This window comes from Streptomyces sp. NBC_01314 (assembly GCF_041435215.1).
Classification (GTDB): domain Bacteria; phylum Actinomycetota; class Actinomycetes; order Streptomycetales; family Streptomycetaceae; genus Streptomyces.
In genome coordinates this window covers 4,895,052-4,918,457 of record NZ_CP108394.1, presented here as the reverse complement: position 1 = coordinate 4,918,457, position 23,406 = coordinate 4,895,052, and the positions used below count along the sequence as shown (strand labels likewise).

Below are 23,406 nucleotides of genomic sequence, written 5' to 3'. Positions count from 1 at the left end.
CGTCCGCCTCAGATGTTGAACACTTTCCATTTCTGTAACCGGGCGAGTGCGGATCGGAGTGGTTTAGTGGCAGACTGCGGCACTTGAAGAAGTTGGGGAGGCTGACGAACGTGGGCGCCGGTGAATCGAGCGGGTCGGTGGTGAGGCGGATGCTGCTGGGCTCGCATCTCAGGCGGCTGCGCGAGTCGCAGGGGATCACCCGGGAGAAGGCCGGGTACTCGATCCGCTCCTCCGAGTCGAAGATCAGCCGGATGGAACTCGGCCGGGTCAGCTTCAAGACCCGTGACGTGGAGGACCTGTTGACCCTCTACGGCGTCACCGACGAGACCGAGCGCACCTCGCTGCTCTCCCTGGCGAAGGAAGCCAATGTCGCCGGCTGGTGGCACAGCTACTCGGACGTCCTGCCCAGCTGGTTCCCCACCTACGTCGGCCTGGAAGCGGCGGCCCACCTCATCCGCAGCTACGAAGTGCAGTTCGTGCACGGCCTGTTGCAGACAGAGGCGTACGCCCACGCGGTCGTCTCCCGGGGCATGAAGGGCGCGAGCGAGGCCGAGATCGACAAGCGGGTGGCCCTGCGCATGGAGCGCCAGAAGTACCTGGTGGCCGAGAGCGCCCCCGAGTTCCACTGCGTCCTCGACGAGGCCGCGCTGCGCCGGCCGTACGGCGACCGGGAAGTGATGCGGGGTCAGCTCCAGCATCTGATCGAGATCTCGGAGCGCCCGAACGTACGGCTCCAGGTCATGCCGTTCAGCTTCGGCGGCCACGCCGGTGAGAGCGGCGCCTTCACCGTGCTGAGCTTCCCCGAGTCCGACCTCACCGACGTCGTCTACCTCGAACAGCTCAGCAGCGCGCTCTACCTGGACAAGCGCGAGGACATCGCCCAGTACGAGCGGGCGATCAGGCAGCTCCAGGACGACAGCCCGTCCACGGCCGAGAGCCGGGACCTGCTGCGAGGGCTGCTGCAGCTCTCCTGACCCTCCCCGCCTTCGCTGCGCCTTCTCTGTCGGCCTCCCTGAGAGTCTTCACAGAGTCTCCCGAGTAGCTCTCCAACTCCCTTTACCCACAAGTACGATGACGAGTGATCAATCTTGATCGATGCCGACTGATTGAGGATCACATGTCGTCCTACTTCACCGACCTGGCCCAGCAGTACATCGGTGGCGAGTGGCGCCCGGGCTCAGGGTCCTGGGACATCATCGACTTCAACCCGTACGACGACGCGAAGCTCGCGTCGATCACGATCGCCACGGTCGATGAGGTGGACGAGGCCTACCGGGCCGCCCAGGCGGCCCAGAAGGAATGGGCCGAGGTCAACGCCTACGGGCGTCGCGCGGTCTTCGAGAAGACCCTCAAGGTCATCGAGGAACGCGAGCAGGAGATCACCGAGGTGATCATCGCCGAGCTCGGCGGTACGCACCTGAAGGCCGGGTTCGAACTGCACCTCGCCAAGGAGTTCCTGCGCGAATCGATTCAGCTGGCGCTGCGCCCCGAGGGCAGAATCCTTCCGTCACCGGTCGACGGCAAGGAGAACCGCCTCTACCGTGTGCCGGTCGGTGTCGTGGGCGTCATCAGCCCCTTCAACTTCCCCTTCCTGCTCTCCATCAAGTCGGTCGCCCCGGCCCTCGCCCTCGGCAACGGCGTCGTGCTGAAGCCGCACCAGAACACCCCCATCGCCGGTGGCACCCTGGTCGCGAAGATCTTCGAGGAGGCCGGCCTGCCCGGCGGGCTGCTCAATGTCGTCGTCACCGACATCGCCGAGATAGGCGACGCCTTCATCGAGCACCCCATCCCCAAGGTCATCTCCTTCACCGGCTCCGACAAGGTCGGCCGCCACGTCGCCACCGTCGCCGCCGCGAACTTCAAGCGCACGATCCTCGAACTGGGCGGCAACAGCGCCCTGGTGGTCCTGGACGACGCGGACATCGACTACGCCGTCGACGCGGCCGTCTTCTCGCGCTACGTCCACCAGGGCCAGGTCTGCATGGCCGCCAACCGCGTACTGGTCGACCGCTCGATCCGGGCCGAGTTCACCGAGAAGTTCGTGACCAAGGTGAAGTCCCTGAAGGTCGGCGACCCGAGCGACCCGCAGACGGTCATCGGCCCGGTCATCAACTCCTCCCAGGCGGACTCCCTCAAGTCCGTCGTCGAGCAGGCCCTCGCCGAGGGCGCCACGGCGCTCGTCCACGGCTCCACGACCGACAACCTGGTCGAGCCGTCCGTCCTCACAGACGTCCCCGCCGGCTCCGCCCTCCTCCAGCAGGAGGTCTTCGGACCCGTCGTCTTCCTCATCCCCTTCGAGGGCGAGGAGGAGGCCGTCCGGATCGTCAACGACACCCCGTACGGCCTCAGCGGCGCCGTCCACACCGGTGACATCGAGCGGGGCGTGAACTTCGCCAAGCAGATCGACACCGGCATGTTCCACGTCAACGACGGCACCGTCCACGACGAGCCCCTCGTCCCCTTCGGCGGCGAGAAGCACTCCGGCATCGGCCGCCTCAACGGCGAGACGACGGTGGACGCGTTCACCACCCAGAAGTGGATCTCGGTCCAGCACAAGCGGAGCTTCTTCCCGTTCTAGCCCTGCCTCGCGCGGTACATCTCCCGCTCCGACGGGCCCTTGCGGACAGAACCTGACCGCAAGGGCCCGTAGCTTCGTCGGTGTCAGAGGGGCTCTCCCGGAGCCCCCGGTCCGGCGAAAGGCAGACGGCCATGGTCACGCACGTGAGCGCGGAGGCGAAGGGCGACGAGCGAGGGGCGTTGCTCGCCTTCGTGGCGGAACAGCGCGGTGGCGTCCGCCGCGCGCTGCTCGGACTGACCGACGAGCAGGCCTCCAGCCGGCCGAGCGCCAGTGAACTCTCCCTGGCCGGGCTGCTCAAGCACGTCGCCGAGGTCGAGCAGGGGTGGATCGCCCGGGCCAAGGGCGAGCCCCCGACGACGCACCGGGACGAGTCGAACTGGCACGAGTGCTTCGTCCTCACGGGCGACGAGACCGTGGAGTCGCAGCTGGCGTACTACGAGAAGGTGGCCGCCGCTACGGAGACGTTCATCCGTGCGGTGCCCAGCCTCGACGACACCTTCGAACTGCCGAAGACGTCCTGGAACCCGAAGGACGAGTGGCTCTCGATGCGCTGGCTGTGTCTGCACCTGATCCGCGAGACCGCCCGGCACGCGGGCCACGCCGACATCATCCGTGAGTCGCTGGACGGAGCCACCGCCTTCGAGCTGGTGGCGAAGGAGCAGGGGACGAGCTGGGGGTGACCTCTCGTGGTTCTACGCTGGGCCCATGTCAGCGATCCGTCTTCTCGTGCTCGGCGCCGTGCGCCAGCACGGGCGGGCCCACGGCTACCAGGTGCGCAACGACCTGGAGTACTGGGGCGCGCACGAGTGGTCCAACGCCAAGCCCGGCTCGATCTACCACGCCCTGAAGCAGATGGCGAAACAGGGACTGCTGCTCGCGCACGAGATCGCCCCCTCCACCGCCGGCGGACCGCCCCGCACCGAGTACGAGATCACGGACAAGGGCACCGAGGAGTACCTGAGGCTGGTGCGCGAATCCCTCACCGCCTACGACCAGAAGCCGGACATCCTCTCCGCCGGGCTCGGCACCATGGTCGATCTCGGCCGGGAGGAGGTGCTCGGACTCCTGGAGGAGCGCGTGCGTTCCATCGAGAAGTGGCGCAGGTCCGTCACCGAGTACTACACCCCCGAGGACGGACCAGGTCAGCTCGGCCACATCGGCGAGATCATGAACTTCTGGATCCACTCCGCCGACACGGGCGCCGAGTGGACCCGTGACCTCATCGGCCGCATCCGCGACGGCGCCTACACCTTCGCGGGCGAGGGCGAACCGTTCGTCGGCGTCCTGGCGGAGGGCCGGCAGAACCCGTACACGACAGGGGAGCGGCATCCGGGCGACGACCGCTGACTTCGCTTTTCAGGGGCGAAGGAGCCGGCCCCATTCCCTAGTGGTGGAACCCTGTAGCAGCCCCCTTCTCCTGGACCAACGGCCCGGACTGCCGCCGGAGTTCGGGCAGCAGACTCCCGAGATCCTCCAGGAACAGCCCCGCGAGATCGGACGTGAACCCGTTGCGGCACACCACCCGGAGCACGGACAGATCCTCACGGTTCTCCGGGAACGTGTACGCGGGCACCAGCCACCCCTTCTCCCGCATCCGCCGGGCCACGTCGAAGACGTCGTACGCGGCGACGCCCTCCTCCGTCGTGAAGGCGAAGACCGGCAACTCGTCCCCCCGTGTGAGCAGCCGGAAGTCCCCGAACTTCCCGACCTGCTCGGCGAGCTGTGTCGCCACGTCCCGCGTCGACTGCTGCACCGCCCGGTACCCCTCACGCCCGAGCCGCAGAAAGCTGTAGTACTGCGCGACGACCTGCGCCCCGGGCCGTGAGAAGTTGAGCGCGAACGTGGGCATGTCCCCGCCCAGGTAGTTCACCCGGAAGACAAGCTCCTCCGGCAGCTCCGCGGCGGACCGCCAGAGCGCCCAGCCGACCCCCGGATACACCAGCCCGTACTTGTGCCCGGAGGTGTTGATGGACGCCACCCGGGGCAGCCGGAAGTCCCACACCAGCTCCTCGTCGAGGAAGGGCGCGACCATCGCGCCGGACGCGCCGTCGACATGGACGGGCACATCCAGACCCGTACGTTCCTGAAGGTCGTCGAGTGCCGCGCACAGCTCGGCGATCGGCTCGTAGGACCCGTCGAAGGTGGAGCCGAGCACGCCCACGACCCCGACGGTGTTCTCGTCGCACAGCGCCGCGGCCGCCGCCGGGTCGAGATGGAACCGGTCGCCCTCCATGGGCACCTGCCGGGCCTCGACCTCCCAGAAGTTGCAGAACTTGTCCCAGCAGACCTGGACGTTGACGCCCATGACGAGGTTGGGCCGGGCGCCCGCCGAGGGATACCGGTCGGCGTTCCGCTGCATCCACCGCCGCTTGAGGGCCATTCCGGCGAGCATGCAGGCCTCGCTGGACCCGGTGGTGGAGCAGCCGACGGCGGCGTTCGGATCCGGCGCGTTCCACAGGTCGGCGAGCATCGACACACAGCGCCGCTCCAGCTCGGCCGTGCGCGGGTACTCGTCCTTGTCGATCATGTTCTTGTCCCGGCACTCACCCATCAGGACCGCGGCCTCCGGCTCCATCCACGTGGTGACAAAAGTGGCGAGGTTGAGCCGTGAGTTGCCGTCCAGCATGAGTTCGTCGTGGACGAGCTGATACGCCGTCGAGGGGGCCAGTGGGGCGTCCGGGAGCCGGTGCTTGGGCGGGGCCTCGGTCATACCGCCGACCGGGTTGGCCTGGCCGTAGAAGGGGTTCACTGCGAGCCGGTGCCCGCCGTCCTGCTGGGCGTCGCTGTCCCATCGGTGCAGTGGCATGTATTCGACGGTAGGTCCGCCACGGGGGACTCGCACCTCACGTGTACCGGGTGCGTTTGTAGCCTGCGGGCCGGGCGCCCCTGCCTTTCAGGGGCGCGGGGAACTGCGCGACCAGCCCCCACCGGACCCGCACCCGCCGACGAACCGAACCCCCCACCCCCTCAGGCGTTCAAAGACTTGCACCTCACGTGACGTGAGGCCCCAGCCTGGAACCCGTACCGAGAAGGGAGCGGAAGCATGAGCCACACCGTGGGACAGGTCGCCGGCTTCGCCGGGATCACGGTGCGCACGCTGCACCACTACGACGAGATCGGCCTCCTCGTACCGAGCGAGCGCACCGGCGCGGGCCACCGCCGCTACGGCGACGGCGACCTCGACCGGCTCCAGCGGATCCTGTTCTACCGGGAACTCGGCTTCCCCCTCGACGAGGTCGCGACCCTGCTCGACGACCCGGAAGCGGACCCGCGGACGCACCTGCGCCGCCAGCACGAGCTGCTGACCGCCCGGATCGAGAAGCTGCAGAAGATGGCCGCGGCCGTGGAGCACGCCATGGAGGCGCAAAAGATGGGCATCAACCTCACCCCCGAGGAACGGTTCGAGGTCTTCGGCGACAAGGACCCCGAGCAGTACGCCGAGGAGGCGGAACAGCGCTGGGGCGGCACGGAGGCGTACGCCGAGTCGCAGCGCCGCGCCGCCACGTACACCAAGGAGGACTGGAAGCGCATGCAGGACGAGGTGGCCGACTGGGGCGCGCGCTACGACGCCCTGATGGCCGCCGGCGAGCAGCCGACCGGCGAGGCGGCCATGAACATGGCCGAGGAACACCGACAGCACATCGGCGCGTGGTTCTACGACTGCCCGTACGAGATGCACCAGGGCCTCGGTGAGATGTACGTCTCCGACGAGCGCTTCAAGGCGTTCTACGACTCCACGCGCCCCGGTCTCGCCGAGCATCTGCGGGACGCGATCAACGCGAACGCGGCCCGTCGGCGCCCCTGACCCCACGGCTGACCACACAGCTTGGTCTCAGTGCTGCCACAGGGCACTCTGGAGGAGCCGGTGGAACCTAGTGGGGTGACCGTGCGTTGATAGCTTTGGTCACCCCTATGGGTCCCACCGTGGTGGGTCCGCACCCACAGGCCCTCCTTTCTCTCACCCCCCAGGAGCCCGGAACCGTGACGACGATCGCCCTCGGACCGAGCTGGTTGGATCCGGACTATCTGCTCGACTCGTTCGGTATCTGGGGCCTGCTCCTGATCGTGTTCGCCGAGTCCGGCCTCCTCATCGGCTTCTTCCTGCCGGGTGACTCACTGCTCTTCACGGCGGGCATGCTGATCGCCACCGATGTGCTGGACTTCCCGCTCTGGGCGGCCGTCGTCCTGATCTGCGTCTCCGCGATCCTGGGCGACCAGGTGGGCTACATGTTCGGCAAGAAGGTCGGCCCCTCGCTCTTCAAACGGCCCGACTCCCGCCTGTTCAAGCAGGAGAACGTCACCAAGGCCCACGAGTTCTTCGAGAAGCACGGTCCGAAGTCCCTGGTCCTGGCCCGCTTCGTGCCCATCGTGCGTACGTTCACGCCGATCATCGCGGGCGTCAGCGGCATGCGGTACCGCACGTTCCTCATCTACAACATCGTCGGCGGCATCCTCTGGGGCGCGGGCGTCACCCTCCTCGGCTCCTGGCTCGGCAAGATCGAGTTCGTCAGGACCAACATCGAGGCGATGCTCATCCTCATCGTCCTCATCTCGGTGCTCCCGATCATCTTCGAACTCCTCAAGGCGAGGAAGGCGAAGAAGAACCAGCCCCAGCAGTCCCAGCAGCCCCCCGCCGCCCCGGCCATGGACGACGCGACGACCCAACTCCGCCGCATTCCCCCGACCGAGCCCCAGCAGCAGCCGTACGACCCCAACCAGGGCTACGGCAACCAGGGCTACGGCAACCAGGGCTACGGCAACCAGGGTTACGACAACCAGGGCTACCAGCAGCAGGGCCACCAGGACCACGGCTACCAGCAGCCCCAACAACAGCCGTACGCCCAGCAGTACCCCCAGGGCAACCAGTACCCCCCGAACCAGAACCAGCAGGGCTACCAGGGCCAGGACTACCCGCAGTACTGACCAACGGGCCACCTACCCGCGCTCCCGTCACTCGGGGGCGCGGGTGCTTTTGTTTTTAGGGGTGCGGGGCTGTATCGATGTGCGGCTCCGCCGCGTGGGCGCGAGCAACCCGCGCACCCGCACCCGCCGACGCACCCGTACCCCCGAGCTGTCCGGCGCTCAGAACCCCCTGGTCCGCTTCGCGGCCTTCCGCCCCACCCGCGCGGCACCGGGCAGGAACAACCGGAACACCTCGGACCCGAGATTCACCCCGATCGCGATCGCCATCGCCAGGGCCCCCGCCTTGGTCAGCGACACCAGCCCCGCGTCCACATCGTTCTGCGCGAACGCCAGCAGCCCGAAATACGTCGCCGACCCCGGCAGCAACGGCCCGATCGCCGCGGTCGTGTAGGGCAACGCGGAAGCGAACCGGTACCGCGACAACAGCTGTCCGAACAGCCCCACCACCCCCGCGGCCACCGCGGTGGACGCGACCGGCGAGATCCGGCCCGCGTCGTGCATGGCCCCGTACACGGCCCAGGCGACACCCCCGTTGAGGGTCACCGCCAGCACGGTGGATCGTTCCTGCTGCAGCAGCACCGCGAAGGTCAGCGACAACAGCATCGACGCGCCGAGCTGCCACAGCGGCCGCTCGGCGCTGCCGAGCGCCGCGTCGGGGTTCAGTTCGGCGCCCAGCTTCACGCCGAAGTACAGGACGAGCAGCACCCCCACCACGATGCCCACGAAGAGGTACAGGACCTCCAGGAGCCGGGCGGAGGCGGTGATGTAGTAGCCCGTCAGACCGTCCTGGGCGCCCGCGACCAGCGCCCGTCCGGGCAGCAGCGCGAAGAGCCCACCGGTGATGACGGCGGACGCCTCCACGTCCACGTGCGTCACCGTCAGCGCCACCCCGATCGCCGCCGGGGGCATCGCCGCCACCAGGAACTGGTAGAACTCCGGCAGCCCCCGCCCCGAGCACAGCCAGGCCAGCCGGTCGCCGAGCATCGCACCCAGCGCCGCGGCGACGAAGACCACGACCCCACCGCCGACCAACACCGACGCGGCGCCCGCGAGCAGCCCGCTCGCCACGGTCAGCGCCCAGCCGGGATACGGGTGCCGGTTGCGCCGTATCTCCGCGAGCCGCCGGTAGGCCTCCTCCAGCGAGATCGCGCTCTCCGGGTCGCTGAGATCGTCCACCAGATGGAAGACGGCCGCGAGCCGGGTGTAGTCGGTGGCCCGGCGCCGGACGATCCGGGACGCCGAGACCGGGTCGTCCACCAGCGACGGCTGGTAGGTGACCGACAGCTGGGTGAAGGTGACGGTCGGCTCGCAGCGGTCGAGGCCGTAGGACCGGCACACGGCGAACATCGCCGCCTCCACGTCCTCCGCGCCCTCGCCGCCCGCGAGCAGCAGCTCGCCGATCCGCAGGGTGAGGTCGAGCACCCGCGGCACGGCGGGCCCGGAATCGCCTTCCGCGCGCGCCGGCGGCTCCGGCGCGGGCCGCTCCGCCACCGGCATCCGCAGCATCGTGCGCATCCGGTCCTGCCAGGGCACGTCCTTGGTCAGACTGACGATCGGAACCCCGCCCGGCGGCGTGAACGCGACCGGCGCGTGCCGCGCGCTGTAGGTCCGCGGCACGCTGAACGCGGACCCCTCCTGCTCCGTCGCCACCGGCTCGGGCGGCGCCAGCCCCTCCGGCAGGGCGAACTCGGAGGTCGTCTGCGCCTCCGACTCCGGCCCGCCGACCGGCACGTCCAGCCCGGCCGGGATCGCGAACTCCGAGGTCACCGACCCATCGCCGTCGATCCCCAGAACGACGCCCACCGGCACGAACGCGCCCCCCGCCGCGTCCGACACCGGCTTGCGGTCCTCCTCCGGCCCGAGCTTCCCCGGTTCCGTCACTCCCACTCAGCCGCGCTCCCTGTACGACGCTGTCGATACGCCTCAGTATGCGCACCGACACGCACTGGTACGCGAACGGGCCGCGCACCCCTCAAGGGGGCACGCGGCCCGTTCGCGAGAACAGCCGTCAAGAGAGCCGGGCTCAGTGACCGCCCTGCTCCTTGAAGCGCAGGTACGACTTCTCGACCTCTGCCTCGGCCTCGGTGCGGCCGACCCAGTCGGCGCCCTCGACGGACTTGCCGGGCTCCAGGTCCTTGTAGACCTCGAAGAAGTGCTGGATCTCCAGGCGGTCGAACTCCGAGACGTGGTGGATGTCACGCAGGTGCTCCTGGCGCGGATCCGTCGCCGGCACGCACAGCAGCTTGTCGTCGCCGCCGGCCTCGTCCGTCATCCGGAACATGCCGATCGCGCGGCACTTGATGAGGCAGCCCGGGAACGTCGGCTCGTCAAGAATGACCAGCGCGTCCAGCGGGTCGCCGTCCTCGCCGAGGGTGTTCTCGACGAATCCGTAGTCGGTCGGGTAGGCGGTCGAGGTGAAGAGTCGACGGTCCAGGCGGATCCGACCGGTCTCGTGGTCCACCTCGTACTTGTTCCGCGAACCCTTCGGAATCTCGATCGTGACGTCGAACTCCACCGGTGGCTCCTCCATGATCAACACATAGTTCTGGTGGTTAAGTGTCCCTCACGCAGGTGGGTGATCGCGAAAGGGGCTGGTGGTCGTGCCGGAGCCAAAGGTCTGGCGGGCCGCGAGAACGCAGGTGGTGAGGGTCGCACGTGGCGTGAAACCGGGGCTCGCGCGCGTCACGCGCGCCGTGAAGCCCGGTGCCGCGCGCGTCGCACAGGTGGTGAAACCCGGCGTCGTACGCGTCACGAGCGCCGTCACGGCACGCTCTTCGCAGCTCACGGGGAACACGAAGAAGCTCACGAACCTCCAGTTCACCGCCGGCGCGGCCACCCTGGGGCTGGTGCTCTCGGCCGGGGCGGTGACCGCCGCCGGACCCTGGGACTCCTCCGGTCAGCGTACGGCCGAGCGCGACTGGGCGGCATCGCGGGCCGGCCAGGGTGGCGCAGATCACGGAAGTGGTTCGGGCATGTCGTCCGGTACGGCGGCGGGGGCGCCCAAACCGGCGCCGAGCGCCCCCTCCGTACTGGCAGGCCTCGGCGGCGCCTCCGGAGCGGGTTCCGCGCCCGAGTCCGCCGCCCTGGCGGCCGCCCTCGACCCGTTCCTGAACTCCTCCGTCCTGGGCCCCCGCCGCGCGGCCGCCGTCGTCGACGTCGAGACCGGCGAGCAGTTGTACGCCCAGAACGCGAACGAGGCCCTGACCCCCGCCTCCACCACCAAGATCGCCACGGCCGTCGCGACCCTCTCGGCGGTCGGCCCCGACCACCGCATCGAGACCCGTACGGTCCTGGCGCCCGACTCCGCCGAGGTCGTCCTCGTCGGCGGCGGCGACCCCACCCTCACCGCCCACAAGGACACTGGGGGCTACGCGAGCCTGCGCACCCTCGCCGACGAGACGGCCGCCGCCCTCGGCAAGCGTCACCTGAACGAGATCACCCTCACCTACGACACCTCCCTCTACGAGGGCCCCGAGCAGCACACCATCGGAGAGAACGGCAATCTCGCCCTCGTCGTCCCCCTCATGGCCGACGAGGCCCGTCTCAACGACTCGTCCAGCGGCAGCGCGGACCGCGACAGGGACCCGGCGGCGCACGCGACCGCGAAGTTCGCCGACCTTCTGGAGCAGCGGGGCATCAAGACGAAGACCGACGACTCCGGCCGGGCCCCCAAGGACGCCGAGGAACTCGCCGCGGTCTCCTCCCCGCCCCTCTCGACGCTGGTCGAGCGCATGCTCACCAACAGCGACAACGACATCGCCGAGGCCCTCGCCCGGCAGGTGGCGCTCGCGACGGGCGAGCGGCCGAGCTTCGAAGGCGGCGCGGCGGCCATCAAGAAGGAACTCAAGACGCTCGAAGTGCCCCTGGAAGGCGTCGAGTTCGCGGACGGCAGCGGCCTCAGCCGGGGCAACCGGCTGACCCCTGCCCTCCTCACCGCTCTCCTGGCCGAGTCCGCGGCCCCCTCCCGCCCCGAACTCCGCCCCGTCCTCACCGGCCTCCCCGTGGCCGGCTTCACCGGCACTCTCCGCACCCGCTACTCCACCGACGCCACCGGCACCGGCGTCGTCCGCGCCAAGACCGGCACCCTGAGCAACGTGAACACCCTCGCCGGCACGGTCGTCGACGCGGACGGCCGCCTCCTGGCCTTCGCCTTCCTGGCCACGGAGACAGAGCTGGGGAACACGGACCTCGCCAAGAAGGCCCTGACAGACGCAACCTCGGCCTTGGCGATGTGCGGCTGCCGCTGAGGGGGGAACAGCCCGGGGAAGAGCAAGGGGCGCGGCCCCTGCTTTTCAGGGGCGTGGGGAACCGCGCGAGCGACCACGACCCACCCGCGCCCAAGTCACAACCGCACCCACCCCCCACCCCACGGCCTGCCCCCAGCGGCAGCGCTCACGTACGGTTGACAACATGACTCGTATCGGTGGTGCCGAGATGGTCGACTGGAATCTCGCGGTGGCGACCGCGACCCGGCTCGTGCGGCCGGGCCCCGAGGTGAGCCGCGACGATGCCAGGGCCATCGTCGCCGAGCTCCGCAGGCACGCGAAGGCGTCGGAGGGACACGTGCGCGCCTTCACGCGGATGCTGCCCGACACGGGCGACGACACCCCTGTCCTCGTCGTCGACCGGCCCGGCTGGGTCCGGGCCAACGTCGCCGGCTTCCGGGAACTGCTGAAGCCGCTGCTGGACAAGATGCAGGAACGTCGCGGCAACACCCCGGGCGGGGCCGTCCTCGGCGCCGTCGGCGGCAAGGTCACCGGCGTGGAGCTGGGCATGCTCCTGTCGTTCCTGTCCTCCCGGGTCCTCGGCCAGTACGAGACGTTCGCCCCGGCGACCCGCGAACTCCCGGCGGGGGAGAACGGCGGCGGCCGACTGCTCCTCGTCGCGCCGAACATCGTGCACGTGGAGCGCGAACTCGACGTCCACCCCCATGACTTCCGCCTCTGGGTGTGTCTGCACGAGGAGACGCACCGGACGCAGTTCACGGCGGTCCCCTGGCTGCGGGACCACCTGGAGGGTGAAATCCAGTCGTTCCTGGGGGAGACCGAGGTCGACCCCACGACTTTCCTGGAGCGCATCAGGGAGGCCGCGCAGTCACTCGCGGGTGGTCGGCCCGAGGGAGAGGTGGGCGACGACGGTCACTCGATCGTGGAGTTGGTACAGACCCCCGCCCAGCGCGAGATCCTCGGCCGCCTGACCGCCGTCATGTCCCTCCTGGAGGGCCACGCCGACTACGTGATGGACGGGGTCGGTCCGGCCGTCGTGCCCTCGGTCGCCGAGATCCGCGAGAAGTTCCAGCAGCGACGCGCGAAGGGGGCCTCCCGCCTGGACCAGGCCCTGCGCAAACTGCTGGGCCTGGACGCCAAGCTCAGGCAGTACAGGGACGGCGAGCGGTTCGTACGGGCGGTCGTCGAACAGGTCGGCATGGACGGTTTCAACCGCGTGTGGACCTCCCCGAACACCCTGCCGACCAAGGCGGAGATCGCCAAACCGGCGGACTGGGTCACGCGGATGCATCGCAAGGCGGAGTCGTGAGCCGCGCGTGAGCGTGGTGAACGAATTCGGCCTACGGCAGGCAAACGCTCCTCCAATCACCCGTCCGAGGGACCGTGAGCGAGGGGTAGGCGTGCAATGCTCGGGGAACGGCCCGGTTCTGTCACCATCTACACACTCTGAGTGACCGGAACCGGGCTCACCCCCCGGACAATTTCATGAAGGGAACCGGACATGGGTCCCCACCCCGCGGTCGCGGCGATACGCCTGGCGGTCCGCCGCGTACTCCACGACCTCCTCACCGAACACGACACGAACACCACCCCGCACGCGCCCGCCCGCGCGACCCCCGGCGCGCCGTCAGGCACGGGCGCACAACCCCTGCCCGCGCCCTCCACGGCCGTACCCCCCGCGGCCGTGCCCATCGGCGTCAGGCGCAGCGCGTCCGCGCGCGCGGGTGCCCCGCACCTCGGGACCGGCGCACACGAGCGGCCGCTCGTGCTCGTGGCGTGCTCCGGCGGCGCCGACTCCATGGCGCTCGCCTCCGCCCTCGCCTTCGAGGCGCCCAAGCTCGGCGTCCGGGCCGGCGGCATCACCGTCGACCACGGTCTGCAGCCCGGCTCCGACCTGCGCGCCGAGGAAGTCGCCCTGCGCCTGCGGGAACTCGGCCTGGACCCCGTCGAGTCCGTGGCCGTGACCGTCGGCCGCGAGGGCGGCCCCGAGGCCGCCGCCCGGGACGCCCGCTACGGTGCCATCGACGCCGCGCTGGAACGCCACGGCGGCACCGCCGTCCTGCTCGGCCACACCCGCGACGACCAGGCCGAAACCGTCCTGCTCGGCCTCGCCCGCGGCTCCGGCATCCGCTCCCTGTCCGGTATGGCCGCGGTCTCGGGGGCCGACGGCCGCTACCGCCGCCCCTTCCTCCAGCTCGACCGGCAGACCGCCCGCAAGGCCTGCATGGTCCAGTCGCTGCCGGTGTGGGACGACCCACACAACGCCGATCCCGCCTACACGCGGTCCAGGCTCCGCCACGAGGGGCTGCCCGCCCTGGAGAAGGCGCTCGGCAAGGGCGTCGTCGAGGCCCTCGCCCGTACGGCCCGGCTCTCCCGGGACGATGCCGACGCCCTCGACACCTGGGCCCGCCAGGCCGAGCCCGCCGTCCGGGACGCCGCGGGCCTGCTGGAGTGCGCGAAGCTCTACGCCCTGCCGCCCGCCGTACGCCGCCGGATCCTGCGCCGGGCCGCCATCGAGGCCGGTGCTCCGGCGGGTTCCCTCTTCGCCCGGCACATCGAGGAGGTCGACCGTCTCATCACCGGCTGGCGCGGTCAGGGGGCCATCAATCTCCCCGGCCGGGTCGTCGCCCAGCGCCAGGGTGGCAGACTGGTGATTCGGCAAGGCTGAAAACCGGACGCCGACGGGCCCCCACACGGGGCCCCCGGCCCCTCGTACGGGACGGGTGTCCGGGAGCGGCCCCGGGACGACCGACCGAAAGTGATGCGGGTGGACGCGAAAGACATGGGCGCCGATCTCAAAGAGGTGCTCATCACCAAGCAAGAGATCGACGCGAAGCTCGTCGAGCTGGCCGCGAAGATCGACGCGGAGTACGCGGGCAAGGACCTGCTGATCGTCGGAGTCCTCAAGGGCGCGGTGATGGTCATGGCGGACCTCGCCCGGGCGCTGTCCACCCCGGTCACCATGGACTGGATGGCCGTGTCCTCCTACGGCGCGGGCACCCAGTCCTCGGGCGTGGTGCGGATCCTCAAGGATCTCGACACCGACATCAAGGGCAAGCACGTCCTGATCGTCGAGGACATCATCGACTCGGGGCTGACCCTGTCCTGGCTGATCTCCAACCTCGGCTCCCGTGAGCCGGAGTCCCTGAAGATCTGCACCCTGCTGCGCAAGCCCGATGCCGCCAAGGTCGCCATCGACGTGGAGTGGGTCGGCTTCGACATCCCCAACGAGTTCGTCGTGGGCTACGGCCTCGACTTCGCCGAGAAGTACCGAAACCTCCCGTTCGTCGGTACGCTCGCGCCCCACGTCTACGGCGGTTGAACAACCCCCGTAAGACGCTCGGGAACCCCAGAGGGTTTCGCGCCGTTGGAGCATGCGAGGACGGGATCGCCGACAGTCCCCTGCGACTTCGGGTGACAATGCTGGGGTACCGTCCGAAGAACAGTCTTTTATCAAACTCACTATGGCAGGAGGGACGGGGCGGCACCGCTCCGTATGGATGGACGTGAAGCGATACTTCCGTGGGCCAGTCATGTGGATCGTACTGGCCGTCCTTGCCGTGGTCGTGTTGATGCAGGTTGTCGGCTCGTCCGGCGGCTACAAGACGGTGGACACCGGCCAGGTGGTCCAGGCGATCAATGACAACAAGGTCAAAGAAGCCAAACTGACCACCGGCGAAGAGCAGCTCCTCAAGGTGCAGCTCAAGGACGGCCAGAAGATCGAGGGAAGCTCGAAGATCCAGGCGAGCTACATCGGCGACCAGGGCGTCACCCTCGCCAACACCCTGCAGGACAAATTCCAGAACAAGCAGATCCCCGACGGCTACACGGTCTCCCCGACCAAGCAGAACGCTTTCGTCGGCATCCTGCTGTCCCTGCTCCCCTTCGTCCTCATCGTGGTCGTCTTCCTGTTCCTGATGAACCAGATGCAGGGCGGCGGCTCCCGGGTCATGAACTTCGGGAAGTCCAAGGCCAAGCTCATCACCAAGGACACCCCGAAGACGACGTTCTCGGACGTCGCCGGCGCGGACGAGGCCGTCGAGGAACTCCACGAGATCAAGGAGTTCCTGCAGGAGCCCGCCAAGTTCCAGGCCGTCGGCGCCAAGATCCCCAAGGGTGTGCTGCTCTACGGCCCGCCCGGTACGGGCAAGACGCTGCTGGCGCGCGCCGTCGCCGGCGAGGCGGGCGTCCCCTTCTACTCGATCTCCGGTTCCGACTTCGTCGAGATGTTCGTCGGTGTCGGTGCCTCCCGGGTCCGTGACCTCTTCGAGCAGGCCAAGGCGAACGCCCCGGCGATCGTCTTCGTCGACGAGATCGACGCGGTCGGCCGCCATCGCGGCGCCGGCCTCGGCGGTGGTCACGACGAGCGCGAGCAGACGCTGAACCAGCTGCTCGTCGAGATGGACGGCTTCGACGTCAAGGGCGGCGTGATTCTCATCGCCGCGACGAACCGGCCGGACATCCTCGACCCGGCGCTGCTGCGTCCGGGCCGCTTCGACCGTCAGATCGCCGTCGACCGCCCTGACATGCAGGGCCGTCTGGAGATCCTCAAGGTCCATCAGAAGGGCAAGCCGGTCGCGCCCGACGTCGACCTCGGGGCTGTCGCCCGCCGCACCCCCGGCATGACGGGTGCCGATCTCTCCAACGTCCTGAACGAGGCCGCGCTCCTGACGGCCCGCAGCGACAAGAAGCTGATCGACAACCACATGCTGGACGAGGCGATCGACCGCGTGATCGCGGGCCCGCAGAAGCGGACCCGGATCATGTCGGACAAGGAGAAGAAGATCACCGCGTACCACGAGGGCGGTCACGCCCTGGTCGCGGCGGCTTCGCCGAACTCCGACCCGGTCCACAAGATCACCATCCTGTCCCGGGGCCGCGCCCTCGGTTACACGATGGTCCTGCCGGACGAGGACAGGTACTCGACCACCCGTAACGAGATGCTCGACCAGCTCGGCTACATGATGGGTGGCCGCGCCGCCGAGGAACTGGTCTTCCACGACCCGACCACGGGCGCCTCGAACGACATCGAGAAGGCCACCAGCCTGGCCCGTGCGATGGTCACCCAGTACGGCATGACCGAGCGTCTCGGCGCCATCAAGTTCGGCGGCGACAACTCGGAGCCGTTCCTCGGACGTGAGATGGGTCACCAGCGCGACTACTCGGAAGAGGTCGCCGCTCTGGTGGACGAGGAGGTCAAGAAGCTCATCGAGAACGCGCACAACGAGGCCTGGGAGATCCTGGTCGAGAACCGCGACGTCCTCGACAACCTGGTGCTTCAGCTGCTGGAGAAGGAGACGCTGGGCAAGGAGCAGATCGCCGAGGTCTTCGCCTCCATCGTCAAGCGCCCGGCCCGGCCCGCCTGGACCGGCTCCTCCCGCCGCACCCCCTCCACCCGTCCGCCGGTGCTCTCCCCCCGGGAGCTGGCACTGACGAACGGCACCAACGGCGCGACGCCGGCGATCACCGTCAAGGCGCCCGTCGACGCGACGCCGGAGGAGAGCGCGGAGAGCTGACACCGAACCCGGTGAGAACCGGCCACCGGGAGCCGCGGCTCCCGGACCCGGCCGCCTCACCAGGCCCGGAATGGATGCCGTGCCCCCCAGGTTCTAGCCTGGGGGGCACGGCATTTTGTATGACCGGAACATGGCCGAAAGATGAGACGCGCAGTTCGTGCGCGTCGCAGGCTCAGGAGCGAGGCACCACATGACCGACCCCGTGACGCTGGCCGGCGAGGGCACCATCGGCGAATTCGACGAGAAGCGTGCTCAGAACGCCGTACGCGAGCTGCTGATCGCGGTCGGGGAAGATCCCGACCGTGAGGGGCTCAGGGAGACTCCGGCGCGGGTGGCGCGGGCGTACCAGGAGCTGCTGGCCGGTCTCAGGCAGCAGCCCGAGGACGTGCTGACGACCACGTTCGATCTGGGGCACGACGAGATGATCCTGGTGAAGGACATCTCGATCGTGAGTCTGTGTGAACACCACCTGCTGCCGTTCCACGGTGTGGCGCACGTCGGCTACATCCCGGCCGAGACCGGGAAGATCACCGGTCTGTCGAAGCTGGCCCGGCTTGTCGAGGTGTTCGCTCGCCGGCCGCAGGTACAGGAACGACTCACCACGCAGATCGCCGATTCCCTGGTGAGGATCCTTGAGGCGCGGGGCGCCATCGTCGTCATCGAGGCGGAGCACATGTGCATGTCGGTGCGCGGTATCCGCAAGCCGGGCGCCAAGACCACGACGTCCGCGGTGCGTGGCCAGCTCCGGGACGCCACGACCCGTGCCGAGGCGATGAGCCTGATACTGGCCCGCTGACCCGTCGAAGGAGCCCGGCTGCCGGAGCGACCCCTACGTCGCGCGTGCCGCCCCGCCGCTCGTGTCGTCGTCCTCCGGGAGCTTGCAGACGCGTTCCAGGAAGAAGGCGGCCACTATGACGGCGATGCCCGCGAGGACGGAGAACCCGGCGTAGATGGCCTGGTCGCGGCGGGCCGGGACGTCCAGGGATTCCAGGAGGAAGACGCCGACGCCGCCGTACATCCCGGCGACGAGGGCGGCGACGAGGGCGCTGGCCTGGCCGAAGACGACCGCGCGGGCGGCCATCAGGGGCTCCACGCCCTTGGCGTCGGGCCGGCGCTCCCGCTGGGCCTTCAGCCGGTTGCGGAGGGACAGTGCGGTGGCCGTCAGGACGGCGGCGATCAGGGCGAGCACGATGGGGGCGGCCAGCGGGACGCTCGGCAGCGTGTCCACCGAGTTCCACAGCCGGGCCCCTGCCCAGGACAGCACCCCCGCCACGACGAACACCGCGGCCAGCGTCCTGATGCGCAGCTCTTTCACGATGCCCCTTCGACGAGCCCGATGGTCCACGGAAGCCGGGATCCACGGCACCGGGTCGTCGGCCCGGCCGGTGATCCCGACGGTGTCGGGGATGGTCCCGACCCGGTAGACCTTAACGATTACTCGGGCAGGTGGAGTTCCAGGTCGGCGCGGGGCGACACGCCCTCGCGGGTGATGCCGTCCAGGAGCAGGGCGACCGGGCCGCGGTCGGCGAGCCGGGCCTCCGGATCGACGTCGTGCCAGGGGGCGAGGACGAAGGCCCGTTCGTGTGCGCGCGGGTGCGGCAGGGTCAGCTCCGGGTCGTCGCAGACCACGTCCGCGTACGCCACGATGTCGACGTCGAGCGTGCGCGGGCCCCAGCGCTCGTCCCGCACCCGGTGGAAGGCCTCTTCGACGGCCTGGGCCCGCTCCAGCAGCGAGGAGGGCGGCAGGGTGGTCTTCAGGACGACGACCGCGTTGAAGTACGAGGGCTGGCTGCCCGGTGCCACACCCCACGGCTCCGTCTCGTACACCGGCGAAACGGCCTTGATGCGGACGCCCGGGGTGTCCTCCAGCGCGTCGATGGCGCCCTGGATGTTCTCCAGCCGGTTGCCCAGGTTCGAGCCCAGGGAGAGCACGGCCCGGCGGGGGTTGTGCAGGGTCGTGTCGGCCTCGTCCACCTTCCGCACGACGGAGGCGGGGACCGGCTGTACGGTCGGGTCGCTCTGACCCCCGGTGAAGGACGCGGTCATACTCGGCTCCGGGTGATGGTGACGGTCACGTCGTCGAAGGGGACCGTGATCGGCGCGTTCGGTTTGTGGACGCCGACCTCGACCTCCTGGACTGCCTCGTGCTTCAGGCACGCCTGGGCGATGCGCTCGGCGAGCGTCTCGATGAGGTTCACCGGCTCGCCCTCGACGATGGCGACGACCTCCTCCGCCACGACGCCGTAGTGCACGGTCTTCGCCAGGTCGTCATCGGCCGCCGCCGGCCGGGTGTCCAGGCCGAGCGTGAGGTCCACGACGAAGGTCTGGCCCTCCTCGCGCTCATGCGGGAACACCCCGTGGTGTCCACGGGCCTTGAGGCCGCGCAGCGCGACACGATCCACGCGAATCACTCCTGCAATCGTCGGAAACGGCTGATCTCGTCCGTGTGCGCTCGGCACACCGGCCATCTTCGAATCTACCCGCGGGCACTGACAGCTCACCCGCTGAGGCTCGGGTCCACCCCTGTGCAGGCAGGGTTCACGGAGCGCTTCCCGAAGGGGAACACGGTGGCACACACCTCGGAGGCAACCCGCATCCGCGGGCCCGTGTTCCCCGTCACCCGTTGGCTCTTCGAGGACCGCCTACCCACTCAGGAGGGTGAGGCCTCGGCCTCGTCGTCGTCGGATTCGGTCAGCACCGGGGAGCCGTGGTGCGACCAGAGCTTCCAGCCGTCGGATGTGCGACGGAACACATTGGTGGCGACCACCAGCTGCCCCACGAGCGGCCCCAGCTCGTCGCTGCCGTCCGGCGCCGGGCCACCGCTGAGGATGTTCTCGGTGCAGGTGACCAACGCGGTGTCACCGGTGACCGACACATGTACGTCGGTGAGGAAGAACTGGATGTACTCCGTGTTCGCCATGATCAGCGCGTACGACCGCAGCACCTCGCCGCGGCCGGTGAGGACCGGCCAGCCGGGGTGCACGCAGGAGATCACGCCGGTCTCGGCCGGGTCGTGGAACTCCTCGTCCGCGCCCACGTCGGCCGGCGTCAGCCAGAGTGCGGAGAGCGTCTCGAAGTCGCCCTGTTCCATGGCCTCGTAGAAGGCCCGGTTGGCGAGTTCGACCTGTTCGACGTCGGTGTGGGGAGCGTTCACCGCTCGCGGGCCCCTTCGATGGCGCGGGCCACGCGGACCGCGTCGGCAGTGGCGCGGACCTCGTGCACCCGGACCGCCCAGGCGCCCTGCTGGGCGGCCAGGGCCGACACGGCGGCCGTCGCGGCGTCCCGTTCGCGTGCGGGCGGCGGGGCGCCCTCGGGGCCCGCCAGGACCCGGCCGAGGAACCGCTTGCGGGAGGCGGCGACCAGCAGGGGGTGGCCGAGGCCGTGCAGCCGGTCGAGGTGGGCGAGGAGGGTGAGGTCGTGCTCGGCGTTCTTGGAGAAGCCGAGGCCCGGGTCGACGACGACGCGGTCCGCCGCGACCCCGCCCTCCAGAACGGCCTCCACGCGCGCGTGCAGCTCGTCCATCACCTCGGCGACGACGTCCTCGTAGACGCCCTTGACGTTGCCGCCCTCCAGGAAGCCCCGCCAGTGCATCACCACGAAGGGGGCGCCCGCGTCGGCGACCACCGGGATCATCGCGGGGTCGGCGAGGCCGCCACTGACGTCGTTGACGAGGGCGGCACCGGCGGCGAGGGCCTGCTCCGCGACGGTTGCGCGCATGGTGTCCACGGACACGGTGACGCCTTCGGAGGCCAGCCCTCTGACGACCGGTACGACCCTGCGGAGTTCCTCCGCCTCGTCGACCCGGGCGGCACCGGGGCGGGTCGACTCACCGCCCACGTCCACCAGGTCCGCGCCCTCCCCGACCATGTCCAGGCCGTGCTTGACCGCCGCCGTGGTGTCGAACCAGCGGCCGCCGTCGGAGAAGGAGTCCGGGGTGACATTGACGACCCCCATGACCGCGCAACGGTCCCACACGGGCATTCCGGCCACCTGACCGCGCCGGTTCTGCTTGCTCATGCGTCAAGCCTAGGCCCCCGGCGCCGCGGGCCGTGACCTGAGCGGGAGCCCCGGGGCACGGGGTGGCCGGGGCCCACGCGGGTCGCTTCCCGGGGCTAGGCGGCACGTACTTCCTGTTCGCCCATGCCTCGCTCCGCCACCGCGTGCGCGCACGGCCGGCGAACCTTCGCGCGGCGGCGCAGCACGCGGGGCAGGGCGAGGTTGACGAAGCCCTCGGCCTGCATCGCGGCGAAACCGATGCGGGGCAGGTCGCGGGAGGTGGCGTAGACGACGAAGCGCGGCTCCCACCGCGGGCGGAACTTCGCGTTGAACTTGTACAGCGACTCGATCTGGAACCAGCGGGAGAGGAAGACCAGCAGCCCGCGCCAGGCCCGCAGTACCGGTCCCGCGCCGATCTTCTCGCCGCGCGCCAGGGCCGCGCGGAACATCGCGAAGTTCAGGGAGACCTGCTTGACGCCCAGGCGGGGGGCCGCCTGGAGGGTCGCGACGATGAGGAGTTCGTTCATGCCGGGGTCCGCCGAGCGGTCCCGGCGCATCAGGTCCAGGGAGGCGCCGTCGGGGCCCCAGGGCACGAAGTGGAGTACGGCCTTCAGGTCGCCGTACGGCCCCGGGACCTCGTCGGCCCTGTGGGCGGTGGCGATGAGGCAGTCCCCGTCGGCCGGGTCGCCGACGCGGCCGAGCGCCATGGAGAAACCGCGCTCGGTGTCGGTGCCGCGCCAGTCCTCGGCGGCGCGGCGGATCCGGTCCAGCTCGGCCTCGCCGAGGTCACGGACGCGCCGTACCCGGGTCTCGTAACCGAGCCGCTCGATGCGCTTCACCATTTGACGCACGTTGCGCATCGCGCGCCCGGCGAGGGAGAAATCCGCGACGTCCACCACCGCCTCGTCGCCCAGTTCGAGGGCGTCGAGGCCGGTCTCCCGGGTCCAGACCTCGCCGCCCGTCTCCGAACAGCCCATGACGGCAGGGGTCCAGGAGTGGGCCTTCGCCTCGTCCATGAAGCGCTCGATGGCGCCGGGCCAGGCCTCGACGTCGCCGATCGGGTCACCGCTGGCCAGCATCACCCCGGAGACGACGCGATACGTCACCGCCGCCTTGCCGCTCGGGGAGAAGACGACCGCCTTGTCGCGGCGGAGCGCGAAGTGGCCGAGGGAGTCGCGGCCGCCGTGCCTGTCCAGCAGGGCCCGCAGCCGTACCTCGTCGTCGTCGGTGAGGCGGGCCGCCGGGTGTTCGGGACGGAAGGCCAGATAGACGGTGGTGACGGCGGTCAGCAGACCGAGGGCGCCGAGTGAGAAGGCCACCGTCCAGGACGTGTTGCCGGCGTAGTCGACCGGGCCCTCGGAGCCGAACAGGCCGTAGATGACGTGTTCGAGCCGGTCGGCGAGGCTGGGATCGCCGACCATGCGCCCGGGGTGGGCGCTGACGACGAGCAGGCCGAGGACGATCGAACCGGCGCCCATCAGCATGAAGTTGGCGAGCGCCCGCCAGCGGCTGGTCGGGTCGGGCAGGGCGCGGAACTCGTCGCGGTGGCGCAGCAGCGGGACGAGCAGCGCGAGCGAGACGAGGACACCGACGAGCGAGTGACGGTAGGCGAACTGGGCGATCGCTCCGGCCGGCAGCAGGATCACGGCCGCGCGCCAGGCCCGCCGCTTTCGCCGGCGCAGGCCATGGGCGAGCAGGAGCAGCAGGACGCCCACGCTCAGTGAGAGGGCCGCCGCGAACGGGCCGAAAGCGCCCGGGAGCACCTCGGCCAGTGTGTGCATACGGCTGTTCCGGAAGCGGGGGAACACACCCGCGGCGATGTCCACCAGCCCGACGAGCGTGCAGGCCCTGGCGACCAGGGCGGGCACGGCCTCGGGGCGCGGCCCGCGCAGCGCGCCGCGCACGGCACCGTATCCGCGCCCGAGGGCGCCCGTCGGGAGTCGGTCCGGCCGGACCGGAACCCCGCCCGACATTTCCCCATCTGTCCTGACAGACATCGCATCCCGTTGTTCCGCGAGTGAGCTTGGATCCGGCGCCTTTCCGGCATCCGGCGACATTGCGCCCTCTAGGACGGTGCCTTGGCGAGGGAGGTTCACTCTCCAACGGAAAGCTGAACCAAAGGACAGGGAAAGACATGGAAAGACATGGAAAGAAAGGGCGGCGGGGG

Annotated in this window: 21 protein-coding genes; 12 read left to right on the top strand and 9 right to left on the bottom strand. The window is 69.8% G+C overall.

The window, feature by feature from the left end; translation table 11 throughout:
• The first annotated feature begins 149 nt into the window (after positions 1-149).
• The 4 genes from OG622_RS21530 to OG622_RS21515 all read left to right on the top strand — a co-directional run bounded on the left by OG622_RS21530 (position 150) and on the right by OG622_RS21515 (position 3,925).
• Positions 150-974 carry a helix-turn-helix domain-containing protein gene (locus OG622_RS21530; RefSeq protein ID WP_371584169.1) on the top strand — a complete coding sequence of 275 codons (825 nt, stop codon included), beginning with the start codon at positions 150-152 and terminating at the stop codon, positions 972-974.
• Positions 975-1,117: 143 nt separating this feature from the next.
• Positions 1,118-2,578, top strand: a complete 1,461-nt coding sequence (locus OG622_RS21525) for an aldehyde dehydrogenase family protein (protein WP_371578209.1) — start codon at positions 1,118-1,120, stop codon at positions 2,576-2,578.
• Between the two features lie 131 nt (positions 2,579-2,709).
• On the top strand, positions 2,710-3,258 hold the full coding sequence (locus OG622_RS21520) for a DinB family protein (RefSeq protein WP_371578208.1): 549 nt from the start codon (positions 2,710-2,712) through the stop codon (positions 3,256-3,258).
• 25 nt (positions 3,259-3,283) lie between these two features.
• On the top strand, positions 3,284-3,925 hold the full coding sequence (locus OG622_RS21515; RefSeq protein ID WP_371578206.1) for a PadR family transcriptional regulator: 642 nt from the start codon (positions 3,284-3,286) through the stop codon (positions 3,923-3,925).
• 37 nt (positions 3,926-3,962) lie between these two features.
• On the opposite strand, the gene OG622_RS21510 is transcribed toward OG622_RS21515, so the two are convergent.
• Positions 3,963-5,384 carry a glutamate decarboxylase gene (locus tag OG622_RS21510; protein ID WP_371578205.1) on the bottom strand — a complete coding sequence of 474 codons (1,422 nt, stop codon included), beginning with the start codon at positions 5,382-5,384 and terminating at the stop codon, positions 3,963-3,965.
• 237 nt (positions 5,385-5,621) lie between these two features.
• On the opposite strand from OG622_RS21510, the gene OG622_RS21505 reads away from it, so the two are divergent.
• Together OG622_RS21505 and OG622_RS21500 are read left to right on the top strand one after the other, a co-directional pair.
• On the top strand, positions 5,622-6,383 hold the full coding sequence (locus OG622_RS21505; RefSeq protein WP_371578203.1) for a MerR family transcriptional regulator: 762 nt from the start codon (positions 5,622-5,624) through the stop codon (positions 6,381-6,383).
• A 176-nt stretch (positions 6,384-6,559) separates the two neighbouring features.
• The gene (locus OG622_RS21500) at positions 6,560-7,501 is read left to right on the top strand and encodes a DedA family protein (RefSeq protein WP_371578202.1); all 942 of its coding nucleotides are present in this window, start codon (positions 6,560-6,562) and stop codon (positions 7,499-7,501) included.
• Between the two features lie 159 nt (positions 7,502-7,660).
• Here OG622_RS21500 and OG622_RS21495 read toward each other — a convergent pair whose 3' ends face one another.
• The gene (locus OG622_RS21495; protein WP_371578200.1) at positions 7,661-9,388 is read right to left on the bottom strand and encodes a threonine/serine exporter ThrE family protein; all 1,728 of its coding nucleotides are present in this window, start codon (positions 9,386-9,388) and stop codon (positions 7,661-7,663) included.
• A 136-nt stretch (positions 9,389-9,524) separates the two neighbouring features.
• On the bottom strand, positions 9,525-10,016 hold the full coding sequence (locus OG622_RS21490) for an inorganic diphosphatase (protein WP_371584168.1): 492 nt from the start codon (positions 10,014-10,016) through the stop codon (positions 9,525-9,527).
• 79 nt (positions 10,017-10,095) lie between these two features.
• On the opposite strand from OG622_RS21490, the gene dacB reads away from it, so the two are divergent.
• The 6 genes from dacB (at position 10,096) to folE (ending at position 18,039) form a co-directional block, all read left to right on the top strand.
• Positions 10,096-11,748 carry a D-alanyl-D-alanine carboxypeptidase/D-alanyl-D-alanine-endopeptidase gene (dacB, locus tag OG622_RS21485; RefSeq protein ID WP_371578199.1) on the top strand — a complete coding sequence of 551 codons (1,653 nt, stop codon included), beginning with the start codon at positions 10,096-10,098 and terminating at the stop codon, positions 11,746-11,748.
• 163 nt (positions 11,749-11,911) lie between these two features.
• Positions 11,912-13,036, top strand: a complete 1,125-nt coding sequence (locus OG622_RS21480; protein ID WP_371578197.1) for a zinc-dependent metalloprotease — start codon at positions 11,912-11,914, stop codon at positions 13,034-13,036.
• Positions 13,037-13,228: 192 nt separating this feature from the next.
• A complete protein-coding gene (tilS, locus tag OG622_RS21475; protein ID WP_371578195.1) occupies positions 13,229-14,395 on the top strand; it encodes a tRNA lysidine(34) synthetase TilS in 1,167 nt (388 codons plus the stop codon).
• 93 nt (positions 14,396-14,488) lie between these two features.
• Positions 14,489-15,049 carry a hypoxanthine phosphoribosyltransferase gene (hpt, locus tag OG622_RS21470; RefSeq protein ID WP_371584167.1) on the top strand — a complete coding sequence of 187 codons (561 nt, stop codon included), beginning with the start codon at positions 14,489-14,491 and terminating at the stop codon, positions 15,047-15,049.
• 178 nt (positions 15,050-15,227) lie between these two features.
• Entirely contained in the window at positions 15,228-17,243 is a 2,016-nt protein-coding gene (gene ftsH / locus OG622_RS21465) for an ATP-dependent zinc metalloprotease FtsH (protein ID WP_371584166.1), read from the top strand.
• A gap of 190 nt (positions 17,244-17,433) precedes the next feature.
• A complete protein-coding gene (gene folE / locus OG622_RS21460; protein ID WP_371578194.1) occupies positions 17,434-18,039 on the top strand; it encodes a GTP cyclohydrolase I FolE in 606 nt (201 codons plus the stop codon).
• A 33-nt stretch (positions 18,040-18,072) separates the two neighbouring features.
• Here folE and OG622_RS21455 read toward each other — a convergent pair whose 3' ends face one another.
• From OG622_RS21455 to OG622_RS21430, 6 genes are all read right to left on the bottom strand, one after another.
• On the bottom strand, positions 18,073-18,558 hold the full coding sequence (locus OG622_RS21455) for a DUF3180 domain-containing protein (protein WP_371578193.1): 486 nt from the start codon (positions 18,556-18,558) through the stop codon (positions 18,073-18,075).
• Between the two features lie 119 nt (positions 18,559-18,677).
• Positions 18,678-19,289 (bottom strand): 2-amino-4-hydroxy-6-hydroxymethyldihydropteridine diphosphokinase, encoded by a 612-nt coding sequence (folK, locus tag OG622_RS21450; RefSeq protein WP_371578191.1) that lies wholly within the window; start codon positions 19,287-19,289, stop codon positions 18,678-18,680.
• On the bottom strand, positions 19,286-19,645 hold the full coding sequence (folB, locus tag OG622_RS21445) for a dihydroneopterin aldolase (protein WP_371578190.1): 360 nt from the start codon (positions 19,643-19,645) through the stop codon (positions 19,286-19,288). The genes folK and folB overlap by 4 nt, the downstream gene beginning before the upstream one ends.
• Before the next feature lie 248 nt (positions 19,646-19,893).
• Entirely contained in the window at positions 19,894-20,397 is a 504-nt protein-coding gene (locus OG622_RS21440) for a nuclear transport factor 2 family protein (RefSeq protein ID WP_371578189.1), read from the bottom strand.
• The gene (folP, locus tag OG622_RS21435; RefSeq protein ID WP_371578188.1) at positions 20,394-21,260 is read right to left on the bottom strand and encodes a dihydropteroate synthase; all 867 of its coding nucleotides are present in this window, start codon (positions 21,258-21,260) and stop codon (positions 20,394-20,396) included. The genes OG622_RS21440 and folP overlap by 4 nt, the downstream gene beginning before the upstream one ends.
• Before the next feature lie 95 nt (positions 21,261-21,355).
• A complete protein-coding gene (locus OG622_RS21430) occupies positions 21,356-23,212 on the bottom strand; it encodes a phosphatidylglycerol lysyltransferase domain-containing protein (protein ID WP_371578187.1) in 1,857 nt (618 codons plus the stop codon).
• Positions 23,213-23,406 lie beyond the last annotated feature (194 nt).